This window comes from Roseivivax sp. THAF30, from assembly GCF_009363575.1.
GTDB lineage: Bacteria > Pseudomonadota > Alphaproteobacteria > Rhodobacterales > Rhodobacteraceae > Roseivivax > Roseivivax halotolerans.
Window position 1 is genome coordinate 165112 of record NZ_CP045389.1, and the last position, 21416, is coordinate 186527.

20 protein-coding genes are annotated in these 21416 nt (G+C 63.7%); 11 read left to right on the forward strand and 9 right to left on the reverse strand.

What is annotated here, in order from left to right:
• Nucleotides 1-494 precede the first annotated feature (494 nt).
• The 6 genes from FIU91_RS00680 to FIU91_RS00705 all read left to right on the forward strand — a co-directional run bounded on the left by FIU91_RS00680 (nt 495) and on the right by FIU91_RS00705 (nt 4342).
• Nucleotides 495-1109: a ribonuclease D gene (locus FIU91_RS00680; RefSeq protein WP_152461028.1), complete on the forward strand. Its 615-nt coding sequence runs from the start codon at nt 495-497 to the stop codon at nt 1107-1109.
• A gap of 3 nt (nt 1110-1112) precedes the next feature.
• Nucleotides 1113-1736 carry an LPS export ABC transporter periplasmic protein LptC gene (lptC, locus tag FIU91_RS00685; protein WP_152461029.1) on the forward strand — a complete coding sequence of 208 codons (624 nt, stop codon included), beginning with the start codon at nt 1113-1115 and terminating at the stop codon, nt 1734-1736.
• A gap of 9 nt (nt 1737-1745) precedes the next feature.
• The gene (gene lptA, locus FIU91_RS00690; protein WP_152461030.1) at nt 1746-2252 is read left to right on the forward strand and encodes a lipopolysaccharide transport periplasmic protein LptA; all 507 of its coding nucleotides are present in this window, start codon (nt 1746-1748) and stop codon (nt 2250-2252) included.
• Between the two features lies 1 nt (nt 2253).
• Nucleotides 2254-3012 (forward strand): LPS export ABC transporter ATP-binding protein, encoded by a 759-nt coding sequence (lptB, locus tag FIU91_RS00695; RefSeq protein ID WP_093011983.1) that lies wholly within the window; start codon nt 2254-2256, stop codon nt 3010-3012.
• A gap of 238 nt (nt 3013-3250) precedes the next feature.
• Entirely contained in the window at nt 3251-3817 is a 567-nt protein-coding gene (hpf, locus tag FIU91_RS00700) for a ribosome hibernation-promoting factor, HPF/YfiA family (protein ID WP_093011984.1), read from the forward strand.
• A gap of 60 nt (nt 3818-3877) precedes the next feature.
• The gene (locus tag FIU91_RS00705) at nt 3878-4342 is read left to right on the forward strand and encodes a PTS sugar transporter subunit IIA (RefSeq protein WP_093011985.1); all 465 of its coding nucleotides are present in this window, start codon (nt 3878-3880) and stop codon (nt 4340-4342) included.
• Nucleotides 4343-4352: 10 nt separating this feature from the next.
• On the opposite strand, the gene FIU91_RS00710 is transcribed toward FIU91_RS00705, so the two are convergent.
• From FIU91_RS00710 to cysQ, 8 genes are all read right to left on the reverse strand, one after another.
• Complete coding sequence (locus FIU91_RS00710) at nt 4353-5774, reverse strand: sulfotransferase family 2 domain-containing protein (protein WP_152461031.1); 1422 nt, start codon at nt 5772-5774, stop codon at nt 4353-4355.
• A gap of 6 nt (nt 5775-5780) precedes the next feature.
• Nucleotides 5781-7481: a beta-1,6-N-acetylglucosaminyltransferase gene (locus FIU91_RS00715; RefSeq protein ID WP_152461032.1), complete on the reverse strand. Its 1701-nt coding sequence runs from the start codon at nt 7479-7481 to the stop codon at nt 5781-5783.
• Nucleotides 7478-8467, reverse strand: a complete 990-nt coding sequence (locus FIU91_RS00720) for a glycosyltransferase family 2 protein (RefSeq protein WP_172974887.1) — start codon at nt 8465-8467, stop codon at nt 7478-7480. The genes FIU91_RS00715 and FIU91_RS00720 overlap by 4 nt, the downstream gene beginning before the upstream one ends.
• Before the next feature lie 82 nt (nt 8468-8549).
• Nucleotides 8550-9776: a glycosyltransferase family 1 protein gene (locus FIU91_RS00725; protein WP_152461034.1), complete on the reverse strand. Its 1227-nt coding sequence runs from the start codon at nt 9774-9776 to the stop codon at nt 8550-8552.
• The gene (galE, locus tag FIU91_RS00730) at nt 9736-10722 is read right to left on the reverse strand and encodes a UDP-glucose 4-epimerase GalE (protein ID WP_152461035.1); all 987 of its coding nucleotides are present in this window, start codon (nt 10720-10722) and stop codon (nt 9736-9738) included. Before galE ends, FIU91_RS00725 begins: the two co-directional genes overlap by 41 nt.
• Before the next feature lie 6 nt (nt 10723-10728).
• Nucleotides 10729-11619, reverse strand: coding sequence for a UTP--glucose-1-phosphate uridylyltransferase GalU (gene galU / locus FIU91_RS00735; RefSeq protein WP_152461036.1), 891 nt, complete (start codon nt 11617-11619; stop codon nt 10729-10731).
• A 78-nt stretch (nt 11620-11697) separates the two neighbouring features.
• Nucleotides 11698-12927: a glycosyltransferase family 2 protein gene (locus tag FIU91_RS00740; RefSeq protein ID WP_152461037.1), complete on the reverse strand. Its 1230-nt coding sequence runs from the start codon at nt 12925-12927 to the stop codon at nt 11698-11700.
• A gap of 4 nt (nt 12928-12931) precedes the next feature.
• Nucleotides 12932-13702 carry a 3'(2'),5'-bisphosphate nucleotidase CysQ gene (cysQ, locus tag FIU91_RS00745; protein ID WP_371418282.1) on the reverse strand — a complete coding sequence of 257 codons (771 nt, stop codon included), beginning with the start codon at nt 13700-13702 and terminating at the stop codon, nt 12932-12934.
• A 149-nt stretch (nt 13703-13851) separates the two neighbouring features.
• On the opposite strand from cysQ, the gene FIU91_RS00750 reads away from it, so the two are divergent.
• Together FIU91_RS00750 and FIU91_RS00755 are read left to right on the forward strand one after the other, a co-directional pair.
• Nucleotides 13852-14682 carry an ABC transporter permease gene (locus tag FIU91_RS00750; RefSeq protein WP_152461039.1) on the forward strand — a complete coding sequence of 277 codons (831 nt, stop codon included), beginning with the start codon at nt 13852-13854 and terminating at the stop codon, nt 14680-14682.
• Nucleotides 14679-15266, forward strand: coding sequence for a COG3650 family protein (locus tag FIU91_RS00755; RefSeq protein ID WP_152461040.1), 588 nt, complete (start codon nt 14679-14681; stop codon nt 15264-15266). Before FIU91_RS00750 ends, FIU91_RS00755 begins: the two co-directional genes overlap by 4 nt.
• Here FIU91_RS00755 and FIU91_RS00760 read toward each other — a convergent pair.
• Nucleotides 15263-15865: an alpha-ketoglutarate-dependent dioxygenase AlkB gene (locus FIU91_RS00760; protein ID WP_152461041.1), complete on the reverse strand. Its 603-nt coding sequence runs from the start codon at nt 15863-15865 to the stop codon at nt 15263-15265. The genes FIU91_RS00755 and FIU91_RS00760 overlap by 4 nt on opposite strands.
• A gap of 231 nt (nt 15866-16096) precedes the next feature.
• Here FIU91_RS00760 and dnaK point away from each other — a divergent pair, with 231 nt between their 5' ends.
• From dnaK to FIU91_RS00775, 3 genes are all read left to right on the forward strand, one after another.
• A complete protein-coding gene (dnaK, locus tag FIU91_RS00765) occupies nt 16097-18013 on the forward strand; it encodes a molecular chaperone DnaK (protein WP_152461042.1) in 1917 nt (638 codons plus the stop codon).
• 85 nt (nt 18014-18098) lie between these two features.
• A complete protein-coding gene (gene dnaJ / locus FIU91_RS00770; RefSeq protein ID WP_093012015.1) occupies nt 18099-19250 on the forward strand; it encodes a molecular chaperone DnaJ in 1152 nt (383 codons plus the stop codon).
• A gap of 136 nt (nt 19251-19386) precedes the next feature.
• Entirely contained in the window at nt 19387-21411 is a 2025-nt protein-coding gene (locus tag FIU91_RS00775; RefSeq protein WP_152461043.1) for an NADPH-dependent 2,4-dienoyl-CoA reductase, read from the forward strand.
• Nucleotides 21412-21416: the final 5 nt, after the last annotated feature.

The window sequence follows — 21416 nt, forward strand, 5'->3', positions numbered from 1 at the left end:
AAAGCTCAATCTATGCGTGTGCGATTTCGTGGGTTGAGCGCGGGTTTGCGCCGCGAGGCTGCTTTCCGTGACGATAGTCGCCACTTTGAGAGCAACGAATTTCGCGAAGTATTGTTTCGGAAAGCTCTGGAAATCTCAGCTTTCGACAGAAATTTCAGAGTATAGTTTCCAAAATTAACGCAAAGGCTCTTGGCTTGATGCGAGACTGTAGAATTGTGCTGATCGCCTTTAGCGAAAGCACCGAGAGATGACTCCGCGCGCGAAGTCGTGATTGCTAATGCCGCCAGGCTCGACGTCCAAATTCGGCCATATATCTCAACCGTTCCGATTTGCGCCACAAAGAGAGCCGTATTGGCGCCATTGTTCGCCCGAACTTCGCCACAATTCGCCCGATTCGCGCCATGAGTGTCCTCGATCCGCCGCTGTCCGGGCGTTGCGCGAGGCAAGCGCTGCCTCTATGTCCGGTTCAAACGCAGCGTTGAGCCGGAGGTCCAATGGCCAACCATCTCTACAAGGGCGATCTGCCCGACGGCCTCGATCTCGGTCCCGAGGTCGCGATCGATTGCGAAACGATGGGTCTGAACCCGCATCGCGACCGGCTGTGCGTGGTGCAGCTTTCGGGCGGCGACGGCGACGCGCATCTCGTTCAGATCGAGCGCGGCCAGACGCGTGCGCCCAATCTCGAAGCGCTGCTGACCGATCCCGACACGCTGAAGCTGTTTCACTTCGGCCGTTTCGATATCGCGGCCATGTACAATACGCTCGGCGCGCTTGCGGCGCCGGTCTATTGCACGAAGATCGCCTCGCGGCTCGTGCGGACCTATACGGACCGCCATGGGCTCAAAGCTTTGCTGCAGGAACTTGTCGGCATCGACATCTCGAAACAGCAACAAAGTTCCGACTGGGGCGCAGCATCGCTGAGCGAGGCGCAGATGGAATATGCGGCGTCGGACGTTCTCTATCTGCATCGCCTGCGCGACGTGCTGAACGAGATGCTCGAGCGCGAAGGCCGCCTTGAGATGGCGCAGGCCTGCTTCGATTTCCTGCCGATGCGGGCGCAGCTCGATCTGGCCGGATGGCCCGAGACCGACATCTTCGCGCATTCCTGAGCCATGGCGCGCGCGGCGGGAACCTATAGCCGGATCGTTGCGGGGCTGAAGGTGCTGCTGCCTTTCTTGGCCCTGGCGCTCCTGTCGACGCTGTTCCTGTTCGCGCGGAGCACGGATCCGACGCGCAATCTGCCCATGTCGACCGCCGAGGATCTCAGGGACCGGCAATCTCAAAGCGCGACCGGCGCGGTCTATACGGGCGTTGCGGACAACGGCGCGGAGGTCACGATGCGCGCCGAGATGACCCGACCCGATCCAGAGGCGGAGAACAACCTGCTCGCGGACCGCTTCGGGGCGACGCTCGACTTCCCGGATGGCAGCCGGATCGATCTATCCGCGCCGAGCGCGGCGATGGACAACTCTGCCGCGGCGACACGGCTGACCGGTGGCGTCGTCATCGAAAGCTCCACAGGCTACACGGTGCGGACCGAAACACTGAATTCCGCGATGGATCGCATCGACGTCGAGAGCGACGGCACGGTCGAGGCCGATGGTCCGGCCGGGCGTCTTACCGCTGGCAAGATGCGGATCCTGCCTGCCGAAACCGAGACCGGCGAGGAGGGCGACGTGCAACTGCTTTTCACGGACGGCGTTCAGATGGTATACGAGCCGCAACAACAAGACTGAGTGCGATCTATGGTGACGACCCGAACTCTGGCCCTCTTGGGGTGCCTCATTCCATTCGCGGCCTTCGGACAGGGCGCGGAAGTGGCGTTCGGGACCATGCAGCAGGACAGCTCGCTGCCAGTCGAGGTCAGTGCGGACCAGCTTTCGGTCAATCAGTCGAGCGGCACTGCGATCTATACCGGCAATGTCGTGATCGGGCAGGGCGATATGCGTCTCGCCGCGCCGCGGGTTCTGGTGGTCTACGCTGAAGGCGCAGGTCAGATCGACCGTCTCGAAGCGACGGGCGGTGTGACGCTCGTTTCTGGTGAGGAGGCGGCAGAGGCCGACCGCGCCGATTACAATGTCGCCGACGGGACGGTCGTCATGATCGGCAACGTGCTGTTGACGCAAGGCGAGAATGCGCTGACCTCGGACCGCATGGTCGTGAACCTCGACGATGGCACGGCGCAGATGGACGGTCGCGTGCGGACCGTCTTCCAACCTGACGAGGAAGCGCCGCAAGGCGAGGGCCAATAGGGTGTCCCGTCCCGAGCTGAACGTCACCGAAGGTCAGGCCGGCCTGACGGTTTCGCATCTTCGCAAGAGCTACAAGAAGCGCGTGGTGATCCGCGATGTCTCGATGTCGCTCAAGCGCGGCGAGGTCGTGGCGCTGCTCGGTCCGAACGGCTCGGGCAAGACGACCAGTTTCTACGCCATCGCCGGGCTGGTGAACCCCGAGGGCGGCTCGGTGATGATCGACGGAATCGATGCGACCTATCTGCCGATGTATCGACGCGCCCGGCTCGGTATCGGCTATCTGCCTCAGGAAATGTCGATCTTTCGCGGCCTCTCGGTCGAGGACAACATCTCGGCCATTCTCGAGATCGCGGTTGACGACCACTCCCGGCGGCGCGAGCGTCTCGAAGACCTGCTGTCCGAGTTTTCGATCGAACATCTGCGCCGTGCGCCCGCGCTTGCGCTCTCGGGTGGTGAGCGGCGCCGGGTGGAGATTGCGCGCTGTCTCGCTGCCGATCCCAAGTACCTTCTTCTCGACGAGCCGTTCGCGGGGGTCGATCCGATCAGCGTTGGCGATATCCGGGCTCTTGTCGCGGATCTCAAGACACGGGGCCTCGGTGTTCTCATCACCGACCACAACGTGCGCGAAACGCTCGAGATCGTGGATCGCGCCTACATCCTGCACGATGGACAGGTCCTGATGTCGGGCTCGCCCGACGAGGTTGTTCGCAACGAGAATGTGCGCCGCGTCTATCTCGGCGACAGCTTCAAGATCGGCTGATCGAACGCCCAGCGAAAACGCGCCGGATTCGATTGACAGCCCCCCCGGCTCTGCCCTCAAATAGTTTCATGATGCCGCGCGCCTTCGCAGTTTCGAACCAGAGGACCCTTGCCAAAGGGAGTGCCGCTCACAAGCCGCCGCGCCGGCATCATGTTCCGGCATTTGCCCCGTTCGTTTCCTAGAGATCGATCGCAATCGACCGGACGGGTCGTGCCTCCCATAAGAAGGACAACACCTCATGCGCTACCAGATTTCCGGAAAACAAATCGACATCGGTGCAGCTCTGCAGACCCATGTTCAGACCGAACTGGGCAATGTGGTCGAAAAGTATGCCGGTCGCCCCACCGACGCGATGGTGGTGTTTTCCAAGTCCGGCCATGAGCATGTCTGCGAAGCCACAGTCCACCTGTCTACCGGGCTGACCTGCACGGCCAAGGGGAAAGCCCCTGAAATATATGGATCTTTCGACGCTACGATCGAGAAGATGGACAAGCAGCTGCGTCGCTACAAGCGCCGCCTGAAGGATCACCACAAGGAACGGACGACCCCGGTTGAACTCATTGGCGCTTCTTCGTATATCCTCGCCGGATCAGAAGACGCCGACGACACCGCTGAGCCTGACTCGCTTCAGCCGATCATCGTCGCCGAAATGGAAACCAAGATTCCTTCGCTCTCCGTGGGTGAGGCGGTCATGCAGATGGAACTCGCAGGCGCACCGGTGCTCGTGTTCCGGAACGACAAGAAAGACGGTGTTAACGTTGTATACCGCAGAGACGACGGGAATATCGGCTGGATCGACCCGTGACACGGTACTACGGCAGATCACCTGAAGCGATCTAACGTCTGAGCAGAAAAGTCGAGATACATGAAATTCGTCGATCTCCTGGTCCCGCAGGCGGTGAAAGTGTTCAGCGCGTCATCGAGCAAGAAACGCGTCATGCACGATCTCGCCGACGTGGTCGAAAGCGCTTATGACCTGCCGGCCTCCGGCGTGGTCGAGGCGCTGATCGAGCGCGAAAGCCTTGGCTGCACGGGCGTTGGCCACGGCGTCGCGCTGCCGCATGCGCGCCTCGACGGCATCAATGAGGTCAAAGGCGCGTTCCTGCTTCTCGAAAAGCCCGTCGACTTCAACGCGATCGACCGGCAGCCGGTCGACGTGATCTTCGGTCTTTTCGCACCGGAAGATGCAGGGGTCGAGCATCTGAAGGCGCTGGCGCTTGTCAGCCGGACGTTGCGTAATCCGGCCTTCTGCGACAAGCTCCGGGCAAATCCCGATCCGGCGAAGCTCTATACCATCCTGACCGAGGCGCAGTCCGTCCAAGCCGCCTGAGCGCGGCCGGTCAGCCCCAATCTGAAAAACCGAACATCGTATAGTCGCGGGAATAGGCGTCCTGCGCCAGTTCCTCGAGCGTATCGTCGTAGATCTGCGCGAGGCCGAACGGGGCATCCGTGGCCTGCGCCACCGGGTCGGGCGGCGCCGTATGCCCAACCTGCATCGCCAAAGCTGGCAGGAAGACACTCATTTCTTCCTCGCGCACGACTATGTCCGGAAAGGTGAAATCCGCCATTCCGACAAGCGTCTGGCTTTGGCTCGCCCAATGTCCGTCGACGCGGATCGGGGTCTGGCCGGAGAGGTTCGCCTTGCAGAAGCGCAGGAAGCCGGTGAAGGCCTCGCGGTGATCCTCGAGCGTATAGGCGGACTGGTCGTCCTTCAGCGGAAGATCGTAGGCCTTGATGAGATGCGCGCGGATCTTGCCGAATGATCCGGGGCCCGTAGCGAGGATCTTGCTGCAGAAGGCGTCATGTGCGCGGGCCAGCGGATGGCGGATCACGGTGAAGCTGCGGTGGCCGGGCCGTTCGCGCTTCCATTGGCGCAGGCTGTTCTGGCTGAACTTGGTGAGAAGCGCGTCTTCCGCGACCGAGTCGAGCCGCGCCAGCCAATGCAGGACGCTCGCCTCGGGGCCCGAGCGGATCGGCATGTAGAGGAGAGCCGAGTCTGCAGCCGCCACGTAGCTCGGCACAAGCGGTCCCCGGCGGGGCTCGAAGTTCGGCGTGCGCGCGAGGTTGAATCCGTCGAGCCGGATGAGCGCCTCTTCCATCTCCTTGAAGTTCGCCACCTTCTCGGAGAGCGGCTTGGGGTTTTGAACCTTCAGCGACCGGTCCAGCGCCTCGAGCCGGTCGGGCACACCGAGCCAGGCGGCCAGACCGTTCATCACGTCCAGATCCTGCAGATCTTCGTAGGCGAGGTAGAAGGCCGTCTGCCCCGCCTTCTGGAGCGCGTTCAGGATCGTCGTTTGGAAGCCCTGCAATTCGGCCAAATGTCGCTCGAACTCGTCGGGTTTGAAGATCGCTTTCTCTTCCACGCGCCTGCGGACATTGGTCAGTTTCCACTGACCCGTCTGCTGCGCGATCTTCCAGCTGACGTAGGACTCGACCGGATTGCGGGTCAGCACGATCTTCGCGCAGCGCGGATCTGCCAGGATCGCGTCCAGCACGCGCGGATCATGGTCGTGGAAATAGCGGAAACCGCCCATGCCCTGTGTCGCCCTGCGGATCTGCTGCAAGAGCCGCTCGGGCTTCCGGTCACGCTCGTCACGGGTGATGCCGAGGATCTCTTCGGAATTGGGATAGCCGATGAAATGCGGATTGAACGCCTCGCCGTGGCAGGTGATCGCGGGCAAGGCGTTCAGGTTCGTCTCGAGAAAGTTGGATCCGGTCCGCATCTCCGCGAACACCACGAAATAGTCGAAACGTTCGCTCATCGGGACCTATTTCTTCACCAGGTAGGGTTTGCGCTGCGGCCTCTGGCCGTGCCGCGGCGCGGGATCGACCGGGAAGTCGCCCATCAGGTAGGGGTGCATCCCGTGGTTCTTGAGGTTCTGCAGGAACTGACCGAAGCCGGTCAGATCCTCGAGCCGCGGCGCCTCGGTCAGCCGGCGTGACGGGCGCTGGCCGATCTCGTCGATGATGAGCTGCAACGGCTCCATCGGGGCCTCGATGAACTCCGCCATCGTCCAGATGCGGATACGCGCCTTGGCGTCGGGAGAGCGCAGCTCGTCCAGCATCTTCGCCTCGATCTTCTGCAGCGCCGCCGCCTCCTGCCGCAGATCCGCGAAGTCGCGGTTCGACTTGAAGAGCGGCACTGCCCAGGCGCCGGAGATTACCGAGAATTGCGCGTTGGGATCGCGCGAGATCTGCCAGTTGATCTTGGTATTGTCGGCGGGCCCGAACTGAAAGCACTGTCGCTCGCCGCGTGTGTTCCAGATCAGGTTCGTCAGAAAGGCGCGGGGGTCGTAGTCCCGCAGCGCGGCACAGTCGGAAAGCGCCCCGTTCAGGATACGCTGACCACCTGCGAACTCCGCACGCTCTGGCGCGAAGAGATGCCCGTGAACCTGGGCGCCGGTGGCCTTGGCAAGCCAAGGCTCGAAGCCTTGGAACAGCTCGGCGAAGCCTTGGAAGACGGAGTATTTGCCGGCAGTCACGCCATTCTCCCAGCCCATGTTGGGATAGCGCGATTGCATGTAGAGACCGGCGCGCCCCCGCGTCCGGCGGTCCACGGCGCGGGCGAAGATGCGGTCGATCTTGCCGGGATTGGGTTCCATGCGGTTTTTCTGGCGGGCCGCATCGGTCAGGAAGGCGTCGTAGATCCGTTCCGCATGGGGCCAGATCTTGCGGGCGACGAAGCAATCCGACCGCCGCAGAAGCTGGAGGTGATCGTCGTAGAAAATATGCGGTTTGCCCTGGAAATCGAATTTCGACAGCGTCAGGGACCGGCTCTCGATATTGGTCGAGTAGAGCCGCGCAAGCGTCTGGAAATAGGACTCGTCCGGGATCCAGACGGAGCGGAAATACGCATCATACTTCTGGCGCTTGGGGTCTTGCAGGATCGCTGTCAGCGTTTGGCGCGTGAGGCACCACCATTGGCTGCCCATGTGCGGCACGATACCGGTAGGGATACGGCGGCGGTAGCCGACCGCGCGCTGCAATTCCACGAACCGGTCGAAGAGATAGCGCTGCCTCCGCCAGGAGAACGGAAAGCGCATGGTGAAGCGCTCCTCATCGAGCCCGCCGACCGTCCAGGGCACATCCGCCGTTGTCGCGCTCTCGATGAAATCGGTCCGGGGCCGTTCTGCAAGATAGGCGATCAGCTCCTCGACGGGACGCAGCGGCAGGCAGGAGCCCGAAGCGAGGTAGACATGGCGCACGTCGGGATGGGCCGCGAGCATCATCTCGCTGGCATCCTGGCTGGCCTGCACGAGCGCCCAACTGCCCCATTCGCATCGATACCGGCGCGAGAAGCGGATCATCGGATCGATCTCGAGCGCGTCCCGGAACGTTTCGTAAGCGGCTTTCGGCACCTTGCTGTCGACATGGATGACCACGGGGCAGCCCGCGGCGGTCCAGTGGCGGGCGACCTGCTCGGCGCGCCCGAGCGCGGTATGGACCAGCATCACGATCCCGACGCTCATGCCCAGTTGCCCTTGGACATGAGGCCCAGAATCTCGAGTTGGCGCCAGTTGATGTATTTCTCGGACCACTTGCACCAGAGGTCGGGGTTATCCTTCAGCCCCTCGGCATAGGCGATATATTCCTTGGAGCCGCCGTAATGCTGCCGGCGGTCCAGCTCTTCTTCGGCCTTCACCGAGAACGTGTCGAGGAACTTCGTGTGCAGAAGAACCCCGCTCGCCTTCTCGCCGCCCCACTCGTCGTAGACGAGGTTCAGGCCGCGCGGAAGCAGGTTGTGGGTGGAGCTGACATACGCGTAGCGCCGGTTCCATTTGACCAGCGGGATCTTGTTGAGCGCGGGTGCGCGCGCGGGCTCCTCGGTGAAGAACATGCGCGCGCGGGGGCCGCCCTGAATCCACAGGTTTCCGAAGCGAGGGTTCTTCGAGATCGTGTAATTGCCGGCGTCGAACCAAGACGCGATCTCGAGCGGATCCTGGCCGGGGCTGTAGGGCGCGGCGTCGATACGGCCCTTGGGATACATGTCGAGAAGCATCGCTCCGAAGGACTTGATCGAAGAGGCATCGAGCCAATCTGTCAGCGCCCGGATCGGACGCGTGTCACAGAACGGGTAGAGAAACAGCTCATCGGGATCGACCGTCAGGCACCAGTGGTCGTGCCCGTATTTCATCTGCAGCCAGTTCATCCAGTCGACGCCGAAGCGCGCGCGCTTGTAGCTGGCACGCGTCGTCCAGACCGAGACATCCGGCTGCCGCGCGAGATAGTCGAGCGAGCCGTCGGTGGAATCGTTGTCGACGATCAGGAAGTGATCGACCCCCATCTCCCTGTAATACTTCAGGAAATAGGGCAGGCGTACACCTTCGTTGCGCTGCGTGGAGAAGAGCAGGATATCGGAGCTGCGGATCTGGTCGGTCCGGTTCGAGATCGCGCGAAGGTTCCGGCGTTTGCGGAAAGCGCGGATGCGCCAGCGCCGACGCTGCAATCTCAGCATGTATGATCGCCAGACGCCCAACCTGCGCTCTGCCCCGCTTTCCCCTCAAAGGCGGCATGCCGCCCGGTTCTTGTTCCGGCTATCAGACGTAGCTTAAGACGGTCTTGAAATGCGCATCCCAGCCGGGCGGAGCCCATTCCGCCGGCTGGCTGTCACGATCGTCCTGCCGCGCGAGCCGCATTATATGTTCGCGCCAAAGATAACCGTCTGCCACATCTGCGTAAATGCCCTTGTCGCCGAGCACTTCGCGCGTGACGGGCAGATCGTTGCAGAGGGCCGGAACTCCGAGCGCGGCTGCCTCGAGAGGCGGCAACCCGTAGCCTTCTGCGAGCGAGGGAAAGACGAGGCCCCGCGAAGCCGCGAGAAGCGCGAAGACCTCGGGATCTTCAAGTCCGGGCAGCTCGTGGATGTGGGGCGGTGCGGCGTCGAGACGGGCAAAGACCCTCTCGTTCCTCCAGCCGCGTGATCCGAGGATCAAGAGATGCGGCGCGTCCGCTCCGTGTTCGGCCACGAGGCGCTCCCAGAGGTCCAGCAAAAACCCGTGGTTCTTGCGCGGCTCGATCGTGCCGAGGGCGACGAAACAGGGTGCGCGTGACCAGGGCCCTATGGGCGGCGTCCCGAGCCGAGGCTGCGACACGCCGAGATGCGCCGCGATGACACCGTCGCGCCGTCCGCTGTGGCGGGCGATATCGGCGGCGGTCGCGCGAGAGTTGGCGATGATCGTATCGGCCTCTGCCGCAACGCGGTCGAACAGCATCTGGAAGCGGGTGACGCTCCCCTCCCGCTGCATTTCCGGCAGATCGAGCGGGATCGTGTCGTGGATCATTACCCCGATGCGAAGACCGGGCACCGCGCGAAGCCCGGACAGCGTGTCACGGCCGAGATTCGTGTGCCCGACATTGATGTAGCTTGTGCCTTCTGGCAGGTGCCGCCGCAGCATCGCGCCAAGCTTGCGCGGCCGCGCGCGCCCCACCGCATCTCGCCTCAGATCGCTTTCCATGCCTGCGCGGGCGGGATCGCCGCGGCGCGCGAGACGCGAAAAGAGGGTGGGCCTGCCGATCTCGCCGGCCCCGAGCCGGGACGCGAAGGCGCGGCAGCCAGCATGGTCGATCAGAAGATAGCCGAGCGCTGTTCGGACCAGTCCGAAGAGCGGCGCACTTTGATGCGAAAGGTGCTCCAGATAGGCCCGCTCGACCCGGTCGACCCCCGTCGCCTGCCGCCCGGCGCGGCTGACAAGGCGCGTCAGGTCGAGACAGCGCGCTGGCGACTCAGCGCGCGTAATGGCCGTGCTGCTGCCAGCGCCAGGCATCTTCGATCATCCGGGGCATGGTGGAGCGGTCGGGCGTCCAGCCGAGCGCGCGCGCCGCGCGGTCCGAGCCCGAGACCAGCTTGGTCGCATCGCCTGCGCGGCGGGGGCCTTCGGTCATCGGCACCTCGCGGTTGGTCACGCTGCGCGATGCGTCGACCACCTCGCGGACCGAGAAGCCCGTCCCGGTCCCGAGATTGAACAGCGCGCTTTTATTGCCGTCTTCGAGCCATTTGAGGCCGAGGACGTGGGCATCCACGAGATCCGAGACATGCACATAATCGCGGATGCAGGTGCCATCGGGCGTGTCGTAGTCGGTGCCGTGAATGGTGAGCGCCGGACGCTTGCCCTGGATCGCCTCGAGCATGACGGGAATGAGATGTGTCTCCGGGCGGTGATGCTCTCCGATCTCGCCCTCGGGGTCGGCGCCGGCCACGTTGAAATAGCGGAAGATCACCGAGCGCAGACCATGCGCGGCCTCGAAATCGCCGAGCATATCCTCGATCGCGCGCTTCGATTTGCCATAGGCGTTGAGCGGCTCTTGAGGCGTCGTCTCGTCGAGGACGACATTGTCGTGCTCGCCATAGGTCGCGCAGGTCGATGAAAAGACGATCTGGTCGCAGCCATGCGCGACCATCGCCTCGAAGAGGTTGAGCGCGCCCATCACGTTGGTGCGCCAGTAGAGGCCCGGATTCTCCATTGCCTCGCCCACGAGCGACAGCGCGGCGAAATGCAGGACCGCCTTGGGCCGATGCGTCTCGAAGGCCGCATCGAGACTGGCGCGGTCGAGCAGGTCGCCCTCGGCCAGCGGGCCGAACTTCACCGCGTCGCGCCAGCCTGTCGCGAAATTGTCGAAGGTCACCGGAGTATACCCGGCGCGGGCAAGCGCCTTGCAGGCGTGACTGCCGATATAGCCCGCGCCGCCGGTGACTAGGACCGTGCCTGACACGTCGCGCTACCCCGCGGCCTTGTCTTCCGCGACAACCTCGTGGAGGAAGGCGCGCAAATCGTCCCGCAGATCCGGACGGCTCAGGCCGAACGCGACGGTCGCCTGAAGGAAGCCCGATTTCGAGCCGCAATCGAAGCGCTCGCCCTCGAAGCAGAGACCATGGACGCCTTCGGCGTCGATCTCCTGTGCGATGGCGTCGGTGAGTTGCACCTCGCCGCCGGCGCCCGATTTCATCTTGTTGAGGTTCTTCAGAACCTGCGGCGTAAGGATGTATCGGCCGATCACGGCAAGGTTCGACGGCGCCTTGTCGGCATCGGGTTTCTCGACCATGCCCTTGACCTTCACCAGCGGGTCTGCGCCCCGATCGGCGTCGAGGATACCATAGGCCGAGGTCTTCTCCTGCGGGACTTCCATCGCCGCGACCATGTTGCCGCCAGTCTCCGCATAGGCTTCGACCATCTGCTGCAGACACGGTTTCTCGGCGGCGATGACGTCATCCGGCAGCATGACGGCGAAGGGCTCGTCACCGATCAGACGGCGCGCGCACCACACGGCGTGACCGAGGCCGAGCGCCTTGTGCTGGCGGGTATAGGCGATCTCGCCCGATTCCATGTTGGTCGATTTCAGGATCTCGAGAAGCTCGTCCTTGCCCTTCTTCTTCAGCTCCTGCTCGAGCTGAGGGGCGTGGTCGAAGTAATCCTCGAGAGCGCCCTTGCCGCGTGACGTGATGAAGATGAATTCCTTGATCCCCGCCGCACGCGCCTCGTCGATGGCGTATTGTACGAGCGGACGGTCCACGAGGGTCATGATCTCCTTCGGGACCGACTTCGTCGCTGGAAGGAACCGCGTTCCCATCCCCGCGACCGGAAAGATCGCCTTGGATACCTTTTTCTTCATGACCTCTGTCCTCTGTAAATTCTTTCAATAGTGCCGCGTCTCGGTGCCTGCTGCATGGCGGCTTTCCAGCACAAAATCTCAAACATTCCGGAATTTCGAGAGGCGTCGTCCCTCGAGCGCGATTCTTCGCTTCAGTGTGGCTAACCGGAAGAGCGGGCCGCTGCGCTCCGCCCGGCCATATTGTCCGCCGATCTGCCGCCAGATGCCGTCCTCGCCGAAGCGCAGCGTATGAAAGAGCGCGGTCGGACTGAGCGACAGGACGGTCGCCGTCTCGCCGGCGATCACAGCGGCGCGGGCCTCGTCTTCGAGTCGCTGGCGCACCCAGCTTCGTCCGGCATGGATGCGGTGCTTCGCACCGGGTCTCGCGGTGAAGGGGCGAAAGCCCTCGGAGGCCGCGGGCAGGGCGGACATGCGGGGGAGATCGCGTCCCGCGCCTTCCGCGATGCCCGCATCAAGGCTTCGCATGATGCGGAACACGTCACCGGCATCGAGCGGCCCGTCCCGCATCGCCCGCAGGAGGCGGGCTTTCTGCTCTGCCCGAAACCGCGCCAGCGCGCGCTTGTGCTCGTCTGGAGCGATGTGCTTGCGCAGAAACACCATCTTCGAGGCCCCGATCTCGTGCAGATCGCGCGGCGTCCGGTCGGCCGCGCGGCGGGCACTCTCGGCGACGCCGTGATGCACGCGCGCCATCGGGGCGAGCGCGGTGGCATGATCGCGCGCGGCAAGGCGCAGATTCAGATCGGTCTCGTCGAGATAGAACCTGAAGGCCGGATCGAAGCCGCCCATCTCCGCCAGAATAGAGCGGCGCACGGCCATGTTCGTGCCTTCGGTCTTGATCGCGCGGTCGTTCTGGGGATGCAGGGTGACGGGCTCTTCGCCCTCCAGAGACAGCGCGCGGCGCTCACCCGACGCATCGACGGTGCCAGCCCCCCACTGCAACGAGAAGCCGTTCCGTCCGATCACGTACCCGCCGACAGCCGCGACCTCCTCGTGCTCGAAAGGCGCGGTGAGCCGAGACAGCCAGGAGGGTTCCGGCACCGCGTCATCGTCGATGAAAGCGACGATCTCGCCGGCGGCCGCCGCGATGCCGCGATTGCGCGCTGCGGAGATATTGTCCTGATCGTAGGCAACGAGCTTGATTTCGTCCGCTTTGGGATGCGCCCGGACCGCCTCGCAGCCGGCGGGGCAGGCCACGACGACCACCTCGAAGGGACGGTGGTCGAGCTGCGCGATCCCGGTCAGGCAGCGTGCCAGCCAGCGCGGTCGCGCGCGGCTGACGACGACAACGCTGACCGGAACGGGCTCCATTGGCTCAGCCGTCCTTCAGCGTCACGCCGGGTGCGTGGGCAAGAAAGAACGGGTTGGCGAAGCCCGGTTTGCCGTAGGTGAGCGGCGTGTGGTCGTCGAACCGAACGACCCGTCCGCCCGCGCCTGCCAGAACCGCTTGGCCCGCGGCGGTGTCCCATTCCATCGTGCGCCCGAGCCGCGGATAGAAATCCGCCTCACCCGTCGCCACAAGGCAGAATTTCAACGATGAGCCCGCAGACCGCGAATCCTTTACGTCGTACTTGCCGATATATTCGTCGGTGGCCGCGTCCCGGTGCGATTTCGATGCAACAACCATCAATGCGGAATTGTCCGGCTCGGAGACATGGATCGGCTTGGTTGAGCCTGCCTCGTCGCTATCGAAGGGACCTTCCTCCTCGACCGCGCCGCCCACGCTGTCGGTATAGAACATCCGCTCTCGCGCCGGGGCGTAGACGATCCCCCGCGTCGGCAGGCCGTTTTCCACGAGCGCGATATTCACGGTGAAGTCGCCGCGACGGTTGATGAACTCCTTGGTGCCGTCGAGCGGATCTACGATGAGGAACGTGCTCACCTCCTGGCGGTGGCTGTCGGCTTGCTCCTCGGTGACGAGCGGAATGTCGGGGAAGGCAGCGCGCAGCCCGGCGGAGATAAGGGCATCGGCGGCCTCGTCCGCCTCTGTCACCGGGCTGGAATCGGACTTCGTTTTCACAGCAAAATCGTCGGCGTTGTAGATCTCCATGATCTTTTCGCCGGCTTCGAGCGCGAGACGCCGCATGACCTTCGTCAATTCGGAATAATTCAAACTATTGCCTTTCCCGGGGCACATTTCCCGCGTTCATTGATTTGAAATCGCCCCGACCTTATGATCCGCCGTGAAAGCGCGGGCAAGCACGAGGGGCCCGCCACAGAGGCAAAGCAGGCCCGATGTTCGAAAAAGTCCAACCGCGCAGCAAGACGGCTGGTGCAATCCAGATCGCGGAGCTGATTTTTCACAACGCGGTTCGCTCCGTGCGCTCGGGCCACGCGAACGCGATCCTCGCTGTGGTGATGAACATGGCACAGGCGGTGATTTTCACGCTGGCCTTCTATTTCATGTTCCAGCTTCTGGGAATGAGGGGCTCGCCTATCCGGGGCGACTACCTCATCTTCATCATGTCCGGCGTCTTTATTTACATGACGCATATCAAGACGATCGGCGCGGTGAAGAGCGCGGGCAACGCGCTCGGCCCGATGATGCAGCACGCGCCGATGAACACCGCGATCACCATTCTCTCCGCGATGCTGTCCACGCTCTATATCCAGACACTGTCGCTGATCGCGATCCTGTTCGTGTACGATGTTGTCGTCGCGCCGGGGGCTCTGGCTTCGATTCACGATCCGATCGGCGCCTACGGAATGCTGCTGCTCGCCTGGATGTCAGGGGCTGCGATCGGCCTCGTTTTCATGGCCCTCACGCCGTGGGCGCCGACGCCGATGGGTATCATCTCTACCGTCTACACACGGGCGAACATGATCGCGTCCGGCAAGATGTTCGCGGCCAACATGCTCACGCCGTCGATGCTGGCGATGTTCGACTGGAACCCGCTCTTTCATGCCATCGACCAGGCGCGCGGTTTTGCCTTTCTGAATTACTGGCCGCGCAACTCGTCGATCACGTATCCGGTCTGGGTCATCATCACCCTGGTGATGATCGGCCTCATGCTCGAATTCTACACGCGGCGACGGATCTCCGTCTCCTGGGGCGCACGTCGATGAGGGGGCTTGGCCTGCTCGCGCTGCTTATGGCCGGACCGCTGGCCGCGCAGGATTTGCCGGCGCTATACGATGTCTCGGACGTGGCGGATTACGACGTTCTGAACGTGCGCGTCGCCCCCGATGCGAGCGCCGAGATGATCGGCGAGCTTGCCCCTGATTCGACCGGGATCGAGGTCACCGCTGCGGATGACGGCTGGGGCCGGGTCAACGTGAACGGCCAATCGGGCTGGGCATCGCTCTCGTTCCTGACCCGCGTTGCGGATCAGTGGCCTGACGGTCAACCTGCCCCTGAGAGCTGTTTCGGAACGGAACCGTTCTGGACGCTTTCCTTCGACGGCCCGGACATGACGTTCGAGCAGATCGACGCCGAGGGACAAACCGGCCTCGTGACCCACCGCGCGCGATCGGTGAACCGCACCGACCGCTTCCTCATCGCGGGCGATTTGGAGGGCGCGCATATGACAGCGACCCTCTCTCAACAAAGCTGTAGCGACGGAATGTCCGACCAGCTCTTCGGATTGTCCTCCGAGATCGTCATCGGCGGGACGCTCTATTCCGGCTGCTGCACGATGCAGAGCCGCTAGGTCACGACGCGCAGGGTCAGATTGATCCGGCCGCCCTGCGGCAGAAGACTGGAAGAGCCGTGCCGGATCCGGTCGATCCCGTGATAGCGCAGCCGCGCCTCCCCGCCCATCACCGCAACGTCGCCTGAACGGAGCCAGATCGACTCGGTCTTGCCGCCGCGCGTGTCGTTGCCGACACGGAAAAGCGCCTCGTCGCCGAGCGAGATCGAAACGACAGGCTCCGAGAAATCGATCTCGTCGCGGTCCTGGTGCAGACCCATCTTCGCTCCGTCACCGTACCAGTTGATGAGACAGCATTCGGGCGCGCGTGCCGATCCCGAGACCGCATTCCAGATCTCGAGAACGTCGTCCGGAATTTCGGGCCAAGGCATTCCGTCCGGATGCCGTTCCTCGTAGCGGTAGCCTTTGCGGTCCGTCACCCAGCCGAAGCGCCCCGCCGCCGACATCGCGACGGACATACGCTTGCCGCGCGGAGTAACGGGATGAAACAGGGGCGCTTGCCGCAAACAGCCGCGCAGGCTCTCTACCAGCGACTCTTGTCGAGCGCGGTCGAGAAAGCCGGGATGCACCCGGACACCTCTGAGGAGAACCTCGGTCATATGCAGAACCTGCCCGTCCTGCGCGCCGAAGAAAACAGCGCTCGGAGAAGACGAAGCAAATTGCCTGGATTCTTTGCGTCCGTGGCGCTTGCAGCCCCAAAACGCCCTTCTTATATACCCCACGACCGCGTGATCGGGTGTCCCGGTCCGCAACAGCCATCCGGGCACGGAATGCCATAAAGGGTCCGCGCCCCGGAGTATCGCCTTGAATTGAAGAAGGGATCGAAAATCATGGGTAAAGTGATCGGTATCGACCTCGGCACCACCAACTCCTGCGTCGCCATCATGGATGGCAGCCAGTCCCGAGTGATCGAGAACGCTGAAGGCGCACGCACGACGCCGTCCATCGTGGCATTCACCGATGACGAGCGTCTCGTCGGCCAGCCGGCCAAGCGCCAGGCAGTGACCAACCCCGAGAACACGATCTTTGGCGTGAAGCGCCTTGTCGGCCGCCGGTTCGACGACGCGGATCTTGCCAAGGACAAGAAGAACATGCCGTACGATATCATCGACGGCGGCAACGGAGACGCATGGGTCTCCGCCAAGGGTGACAAGTATTCGCCCTCCCAGATTTCCGCCTTCATCCTGCAGAAGATGAAGGAAACCGCCGAAAGCTATCTCGGCGAAGAGGTCACGCAGGCGGTCATCACCGTCCCGGCCTATTTCAACGACCAGCAGCGTCAGGCCACGAAGGATGCCGGCAAGATCGCGGGCCTCGAGGTCCTTCGCATCATCAACGAGCCGACCGCGGCGGCGCTGGCCTACGGCCTCGACAAGAAAGAGACCAAGACGATCGCGGTCTACGACCTCGGCGGCGGCACGTTCGACGTGACCATCCTCGAGATCGATGACGGCCTCTTCGAAGTGAAGTCCACCAACGGCGATACGTTCCTCGGCGGTGAAGACTTCGACATGCGGATCGTCAATTACCTCGCCGACGAGTTCAAGAAAGAGAACCAGGTCGACCTGACGCAGGACAAGATGGCGCTCCAGCGCCTCAAGGAAGCGGCCGAAAAGGCGAAGATCGAGCTGTCGAGCGCAAGCCAGACCGAGATCAACCAGCCGTTCATCTCGATGGGCTCCAACGGCTCGCCGCTGCACATGGTGATGAAGCTGACCCGCGCGAAGCTCGAAAGCCTCGTGGGCGATCTTATCAAGGCGTCGATCAAGCCGTGCCAGGCCGCTCTCAAGGACGCAGGTCTCTCGACCGACGATATCGACGAGATTGTCCTCGTTGGCGGTCAGACCCGGATGCCGAAAGTGGTCGAGGAAGTGACCAAGTTCTTCGGCAAGGAGCCGCATAAGGGCGTGAACCCCGACGAGGTCGTCGCGATGGGCGCCGCCATTCAGGCGGGTGTCCTGCAGGGCGACGTGAAGGACGTGGTCCTTCTGGACGTCACGCCCCTGTCGCTCGGCATCGAGACGCTGGGCGGTGTCTTCACCCGCCTCATCGACCGCAACACCACGATCCCGACGAAGAAGAGCCAGATCTTCTCGACCGCAGAGGACAACCAGTCCGCGGTGACGATCCGTGTTTTCCAGGGTGAGCGGGAGATGGCCTCCGACAACAAGATGCTCGGCCAGTTCAACCTCGAGGAGATCCCGCCCGCACCGCGCGGCATGCCCCAGATCGAGGTGACCTTCGACATTGACGCCAACGGCATCGTCTCCGTCGGCGCGAAGGACAAGGGCACCAACAAGGAGCAGAAGATCACCATCCAGACCTCTGGCGGTCTGTCCGACGAGGACATCGACAAGATGGTCAAGGACGCCGAGGAGAACGCGGATGCCGACAAGAAGCGCCGCGAACTCGTCGAAGCCCGGAACCAGGCGGAAAGCCTGATCCACGCCACCGAGAAATCGGTCGAGGAGCATGGCGACAAGGTCGATCCGTCCACCGTCGAGGCGATCGAGCTTGCGGTTGCCGCGCTCAAGGACGAGCTTGAGAACGACGATGCCGAGAAGATCAAGTCCGGCATCCAGAACGTGACCGAGGCGTCGATGAAGCTTGGCGAGGCGATCTACAAGTCGCAAGCCGACAGCTCCGACGGCGATGACGGCTCCGAAAGCGGCGGCGGCAACAGCTCGGACGACGATGTCGTCGATGCCGATTTCGAAGATCTCGGCGAAGATCGGAAGCAGGGCTGAGCCCGGTGCGAAACGCCTGAGAGAGGGCCGGTCCGGATGCCGGGCCGGCCCTCTCCGCGTTTTGCCATGCGCGAAGGAGGCTTAGATGTCCAAACGCGATTATTACGATGTGCTCGGCATCTCCAAGGGCGCGTCGGCTGACGAGATCAAGAAGGCTTATCGCCAGAAGGCGAAGGAGCTGCACCCCGACCGCAACGCCGACAACCCCAACGCCGAGACCCAGTTCAAGGAAGCCAACGAGGCTTACGATGTTCTGAAGGACGCCGAGAAGAAGGCGGCTTATGACCGCTTCGGCCATGCGGCCTTCGAAGGCGGCATGGGCGGCGGAGGCGGCGGCCGTCCCGGCGGTGGTTTCCACGGTCAGGGCGACTTCGCCTCGGCATTCTCGGACGTGTTCGACGATCTCTTCGGCGATTTCATGGGCGGCGGCCGGGGTGGTCGCAGCCGGGCGGCGCGCGGCGCGGATCTGCGCTACAATCTGCGGATCACGCTCGAAGAGGCGTTCCAAGGCCTGCACAAGACGATCCAGGTGCCGACGGCGGTACAATGCGGCTCGTGCAATGGCACCGGCGCCGAGGGCGGCGCCGAGCCGACGACCTGTCCGACCTGCTCCGGCATGGGCAAGGTGCGCGCAACGCAAGGCTTCTTCACGGTCGAGCGGACCTGCCCCACCTGTTCGGGTCTCGGCCAGACGGTCAAGAACCCCTGTGGCACCTGCCATGGCGCGGGCCGTGTCGAAAAGGAGCGTGCGCTGTCGGTGAACATCCCCAAGGGTGTCGAAACCGGGACGCGTATCCGTCTTGCCGGAGAGGGGGAAGCCGGGATGCGCGGCGGACCTCCGGGAGATCTCTATATATTCGTGGAGGTCACCAGCCATCCGATCTTTGACCGTGACGGCGTGAACCTGCAATGCCGGGTGCCGGTCTCGATGACGGCGGCCGCGCTTGGCGGCGACATCGAGGTGCCGACGATCGACGGCGGGCGCAGCCGGGTTAAGATCCCCGCGGGCTCGCAATCGGGCCGGCAGATGCGCCTCCGCGGCAAGGGCATGCCGGCGCTTCGCGGCGGCGGATCGGGTGACATGTTCATCGAGCTTGCGGTCGAAACGCCCGTCAACCTGACCTCTAAGCAGAAGGAGCTTCTGCGCGAGTTCGAGGAGATGAGCGAAGACAACAACCCCGAATCGAAGAGCTTCTTCCGTTCGGTGAAAAGCTTCTGGGACAGCATGAAGAGCTGACAATCGCGAGGACGCCTGACCGGACCGGGGAGCAGCTCCTCGAGTCCGGTCGGGCTCTCCTCGCGCTCTGACGCGACGTTGGGCATGACAGTCCAGCGCCCGTCATGTGAACTCCTGCGCGAACAGGGAGGCCCACATGACCGATTATCCGCATCTCCTCGCCCCGCTCGATCTGGGCTTCACCACGCTGCGCAACCGCGTGCTCATGGGGTCCATGCACACCAACCTCGAAGAGAGGGGCGACTGGAACCGCGTCGCTGAATTCTACGCAGCGCGCGCCCGCGGCGGGGCTGGTCTCATGGTTACCGGCGGCATGGCCCCGAACGAGGAAGGCGGTGTCTTCCCCGGCGCGGCTGGCCTCTTCTCGCCGCAGGACATCGCCAATCACCGCGTGGTCACGGACCGTGTCCACGAGGCGGGCGGCAAGATCGCCATGCAGGTTCTGCATGCGGGCCGCTATGCCTACGGGCCGAAATGTGTCGCACCGTCCGCGATCAAATCCCCGATCTCGCCCTTCGCGCCGAACGAGCTCGACGAGGCCGGGATCGAGAAACAGATTGCCGACATCGTCACCTCCGCTGCCCGCGCGCGCGAAGCCGGTTATGACGGCGTCGAGATCATGGGCTCCGAGGGATACTTCCTGAACCAGTTCCTCGTCACGCACACCAATAAGCGCGAGGATCGTTGGGGCGGCTCCTACGAGAACCGGATGCGCCTGCCGCTCGAGGTCGTGCGCCGCGTTCGTGAAGCCGTCGGGCCAGATTTCATCCTGATCTACCGTCTTTCGATGATCGACCTCGTGCCAAATGGCTCGACCTACGACGAGGTCGTCGAACTGGCAAAACGGGTCGAAGCGGCGGGCGCGACGATCATCAACACCGGCATCGGCTGGCACGAGGCGCGGGTGCCCACCATCGCAACCTCGGTGCCGCGCGCCGCCTTCGCCTGGGTCACGAAGAAGCTGATGGGTCAGGTCTCGATCCCGCTCATCACATCCAATCGGATCAACACGCCGGACGTCGCCGAAGAGGTGCTCGCCACGGGCTGCGCCGACATGGTGTCGATGGCGCGGCCCTGGCTCGCCGACGCGGAGTTCGTGACCAAGGCCGCCTCCGGCCGGACGCGCGAGATCGCACCCTGCATTGCCTGCAACCAGGCCTGCCTCGATCACACCTTTCAGGGCAAGGTTTCGTCCTGCCTGGTGAACCCGCGCGCCGCCTTCGAGACCGAGATCGTCATCGAGCCCGCCGCGGCGCCGCGTCGCATCGCGGTCGTTGGCGCCGGGCCCGCCGGTCTCTCGGCGGCGATCACCGCGGCGGAGCGTGGGCATCAGGTGACGCTCTTCGACAAGGCCGAAGAGCTTGGCGGCCAGCTCAACATGGCGAAGGTCATCCCCGGCAAAGAGGAGTTCCGCGGTCTCGTCGACTGGTTCGCGCACATGGTCGAGATCCGCGGTATCGAGACCCGCCTCGGCACCGAAGCGACGTCCGAGACGCTTGCCGGCTTCGACGACGTGATCGTCGCCACGGGCGTTCTGCCGCGTGATCCGGGCATTCCCGGCCAGGAGGGCGAGAACGTTCTCGGCTATGTCGACGTCCTGCGCGGTAAGGCCCCGGTCGGTGCCCGTGTGGCCGTGATCGGCGCAGGCGGTATCGGCTTCGACGTCTCCGAATTCCTCGTCACCGATGACAGCGCCACCGAAAGCCTGCCCGACTGGATGCGCGAATGGGGCGTCGTCGATACATCCGACGCGCGCTCGGGCCTTGATCCGGACGGGCCGAACCCGCACCCGGCGGTGCGGCAGGTCACGCTTCTTCAGCGCAAATCCGAAAAGCCCGGCAAGCGGCTCGGCAAGACCACCGGATGGATTCACCGGGCCGGGCTCCAGATGAAGGCGGTCGAGATGAAGGCGGGCGTCAATTACGAGAAGATCGACGCCGAGGGGCTGCACATCTCTTATGGCGAGGCGCGCGAGCGTCCCGAGGTGATCGCCTGCGACAGCATCGTTCTCTGCGCGGGGCAGGTGAGCGAGCGCAGTCTGGCCGATGCGTTGGAGGCGAAGGGTGTGAGCGTTCACGTGATCGGCGGCGCGGACGTCGCGGCCGAACTCGACGCCAAGCGCGCCATCGACCAGGGCGTGCGGCTTGCCGCGACACTCTGAGCGAC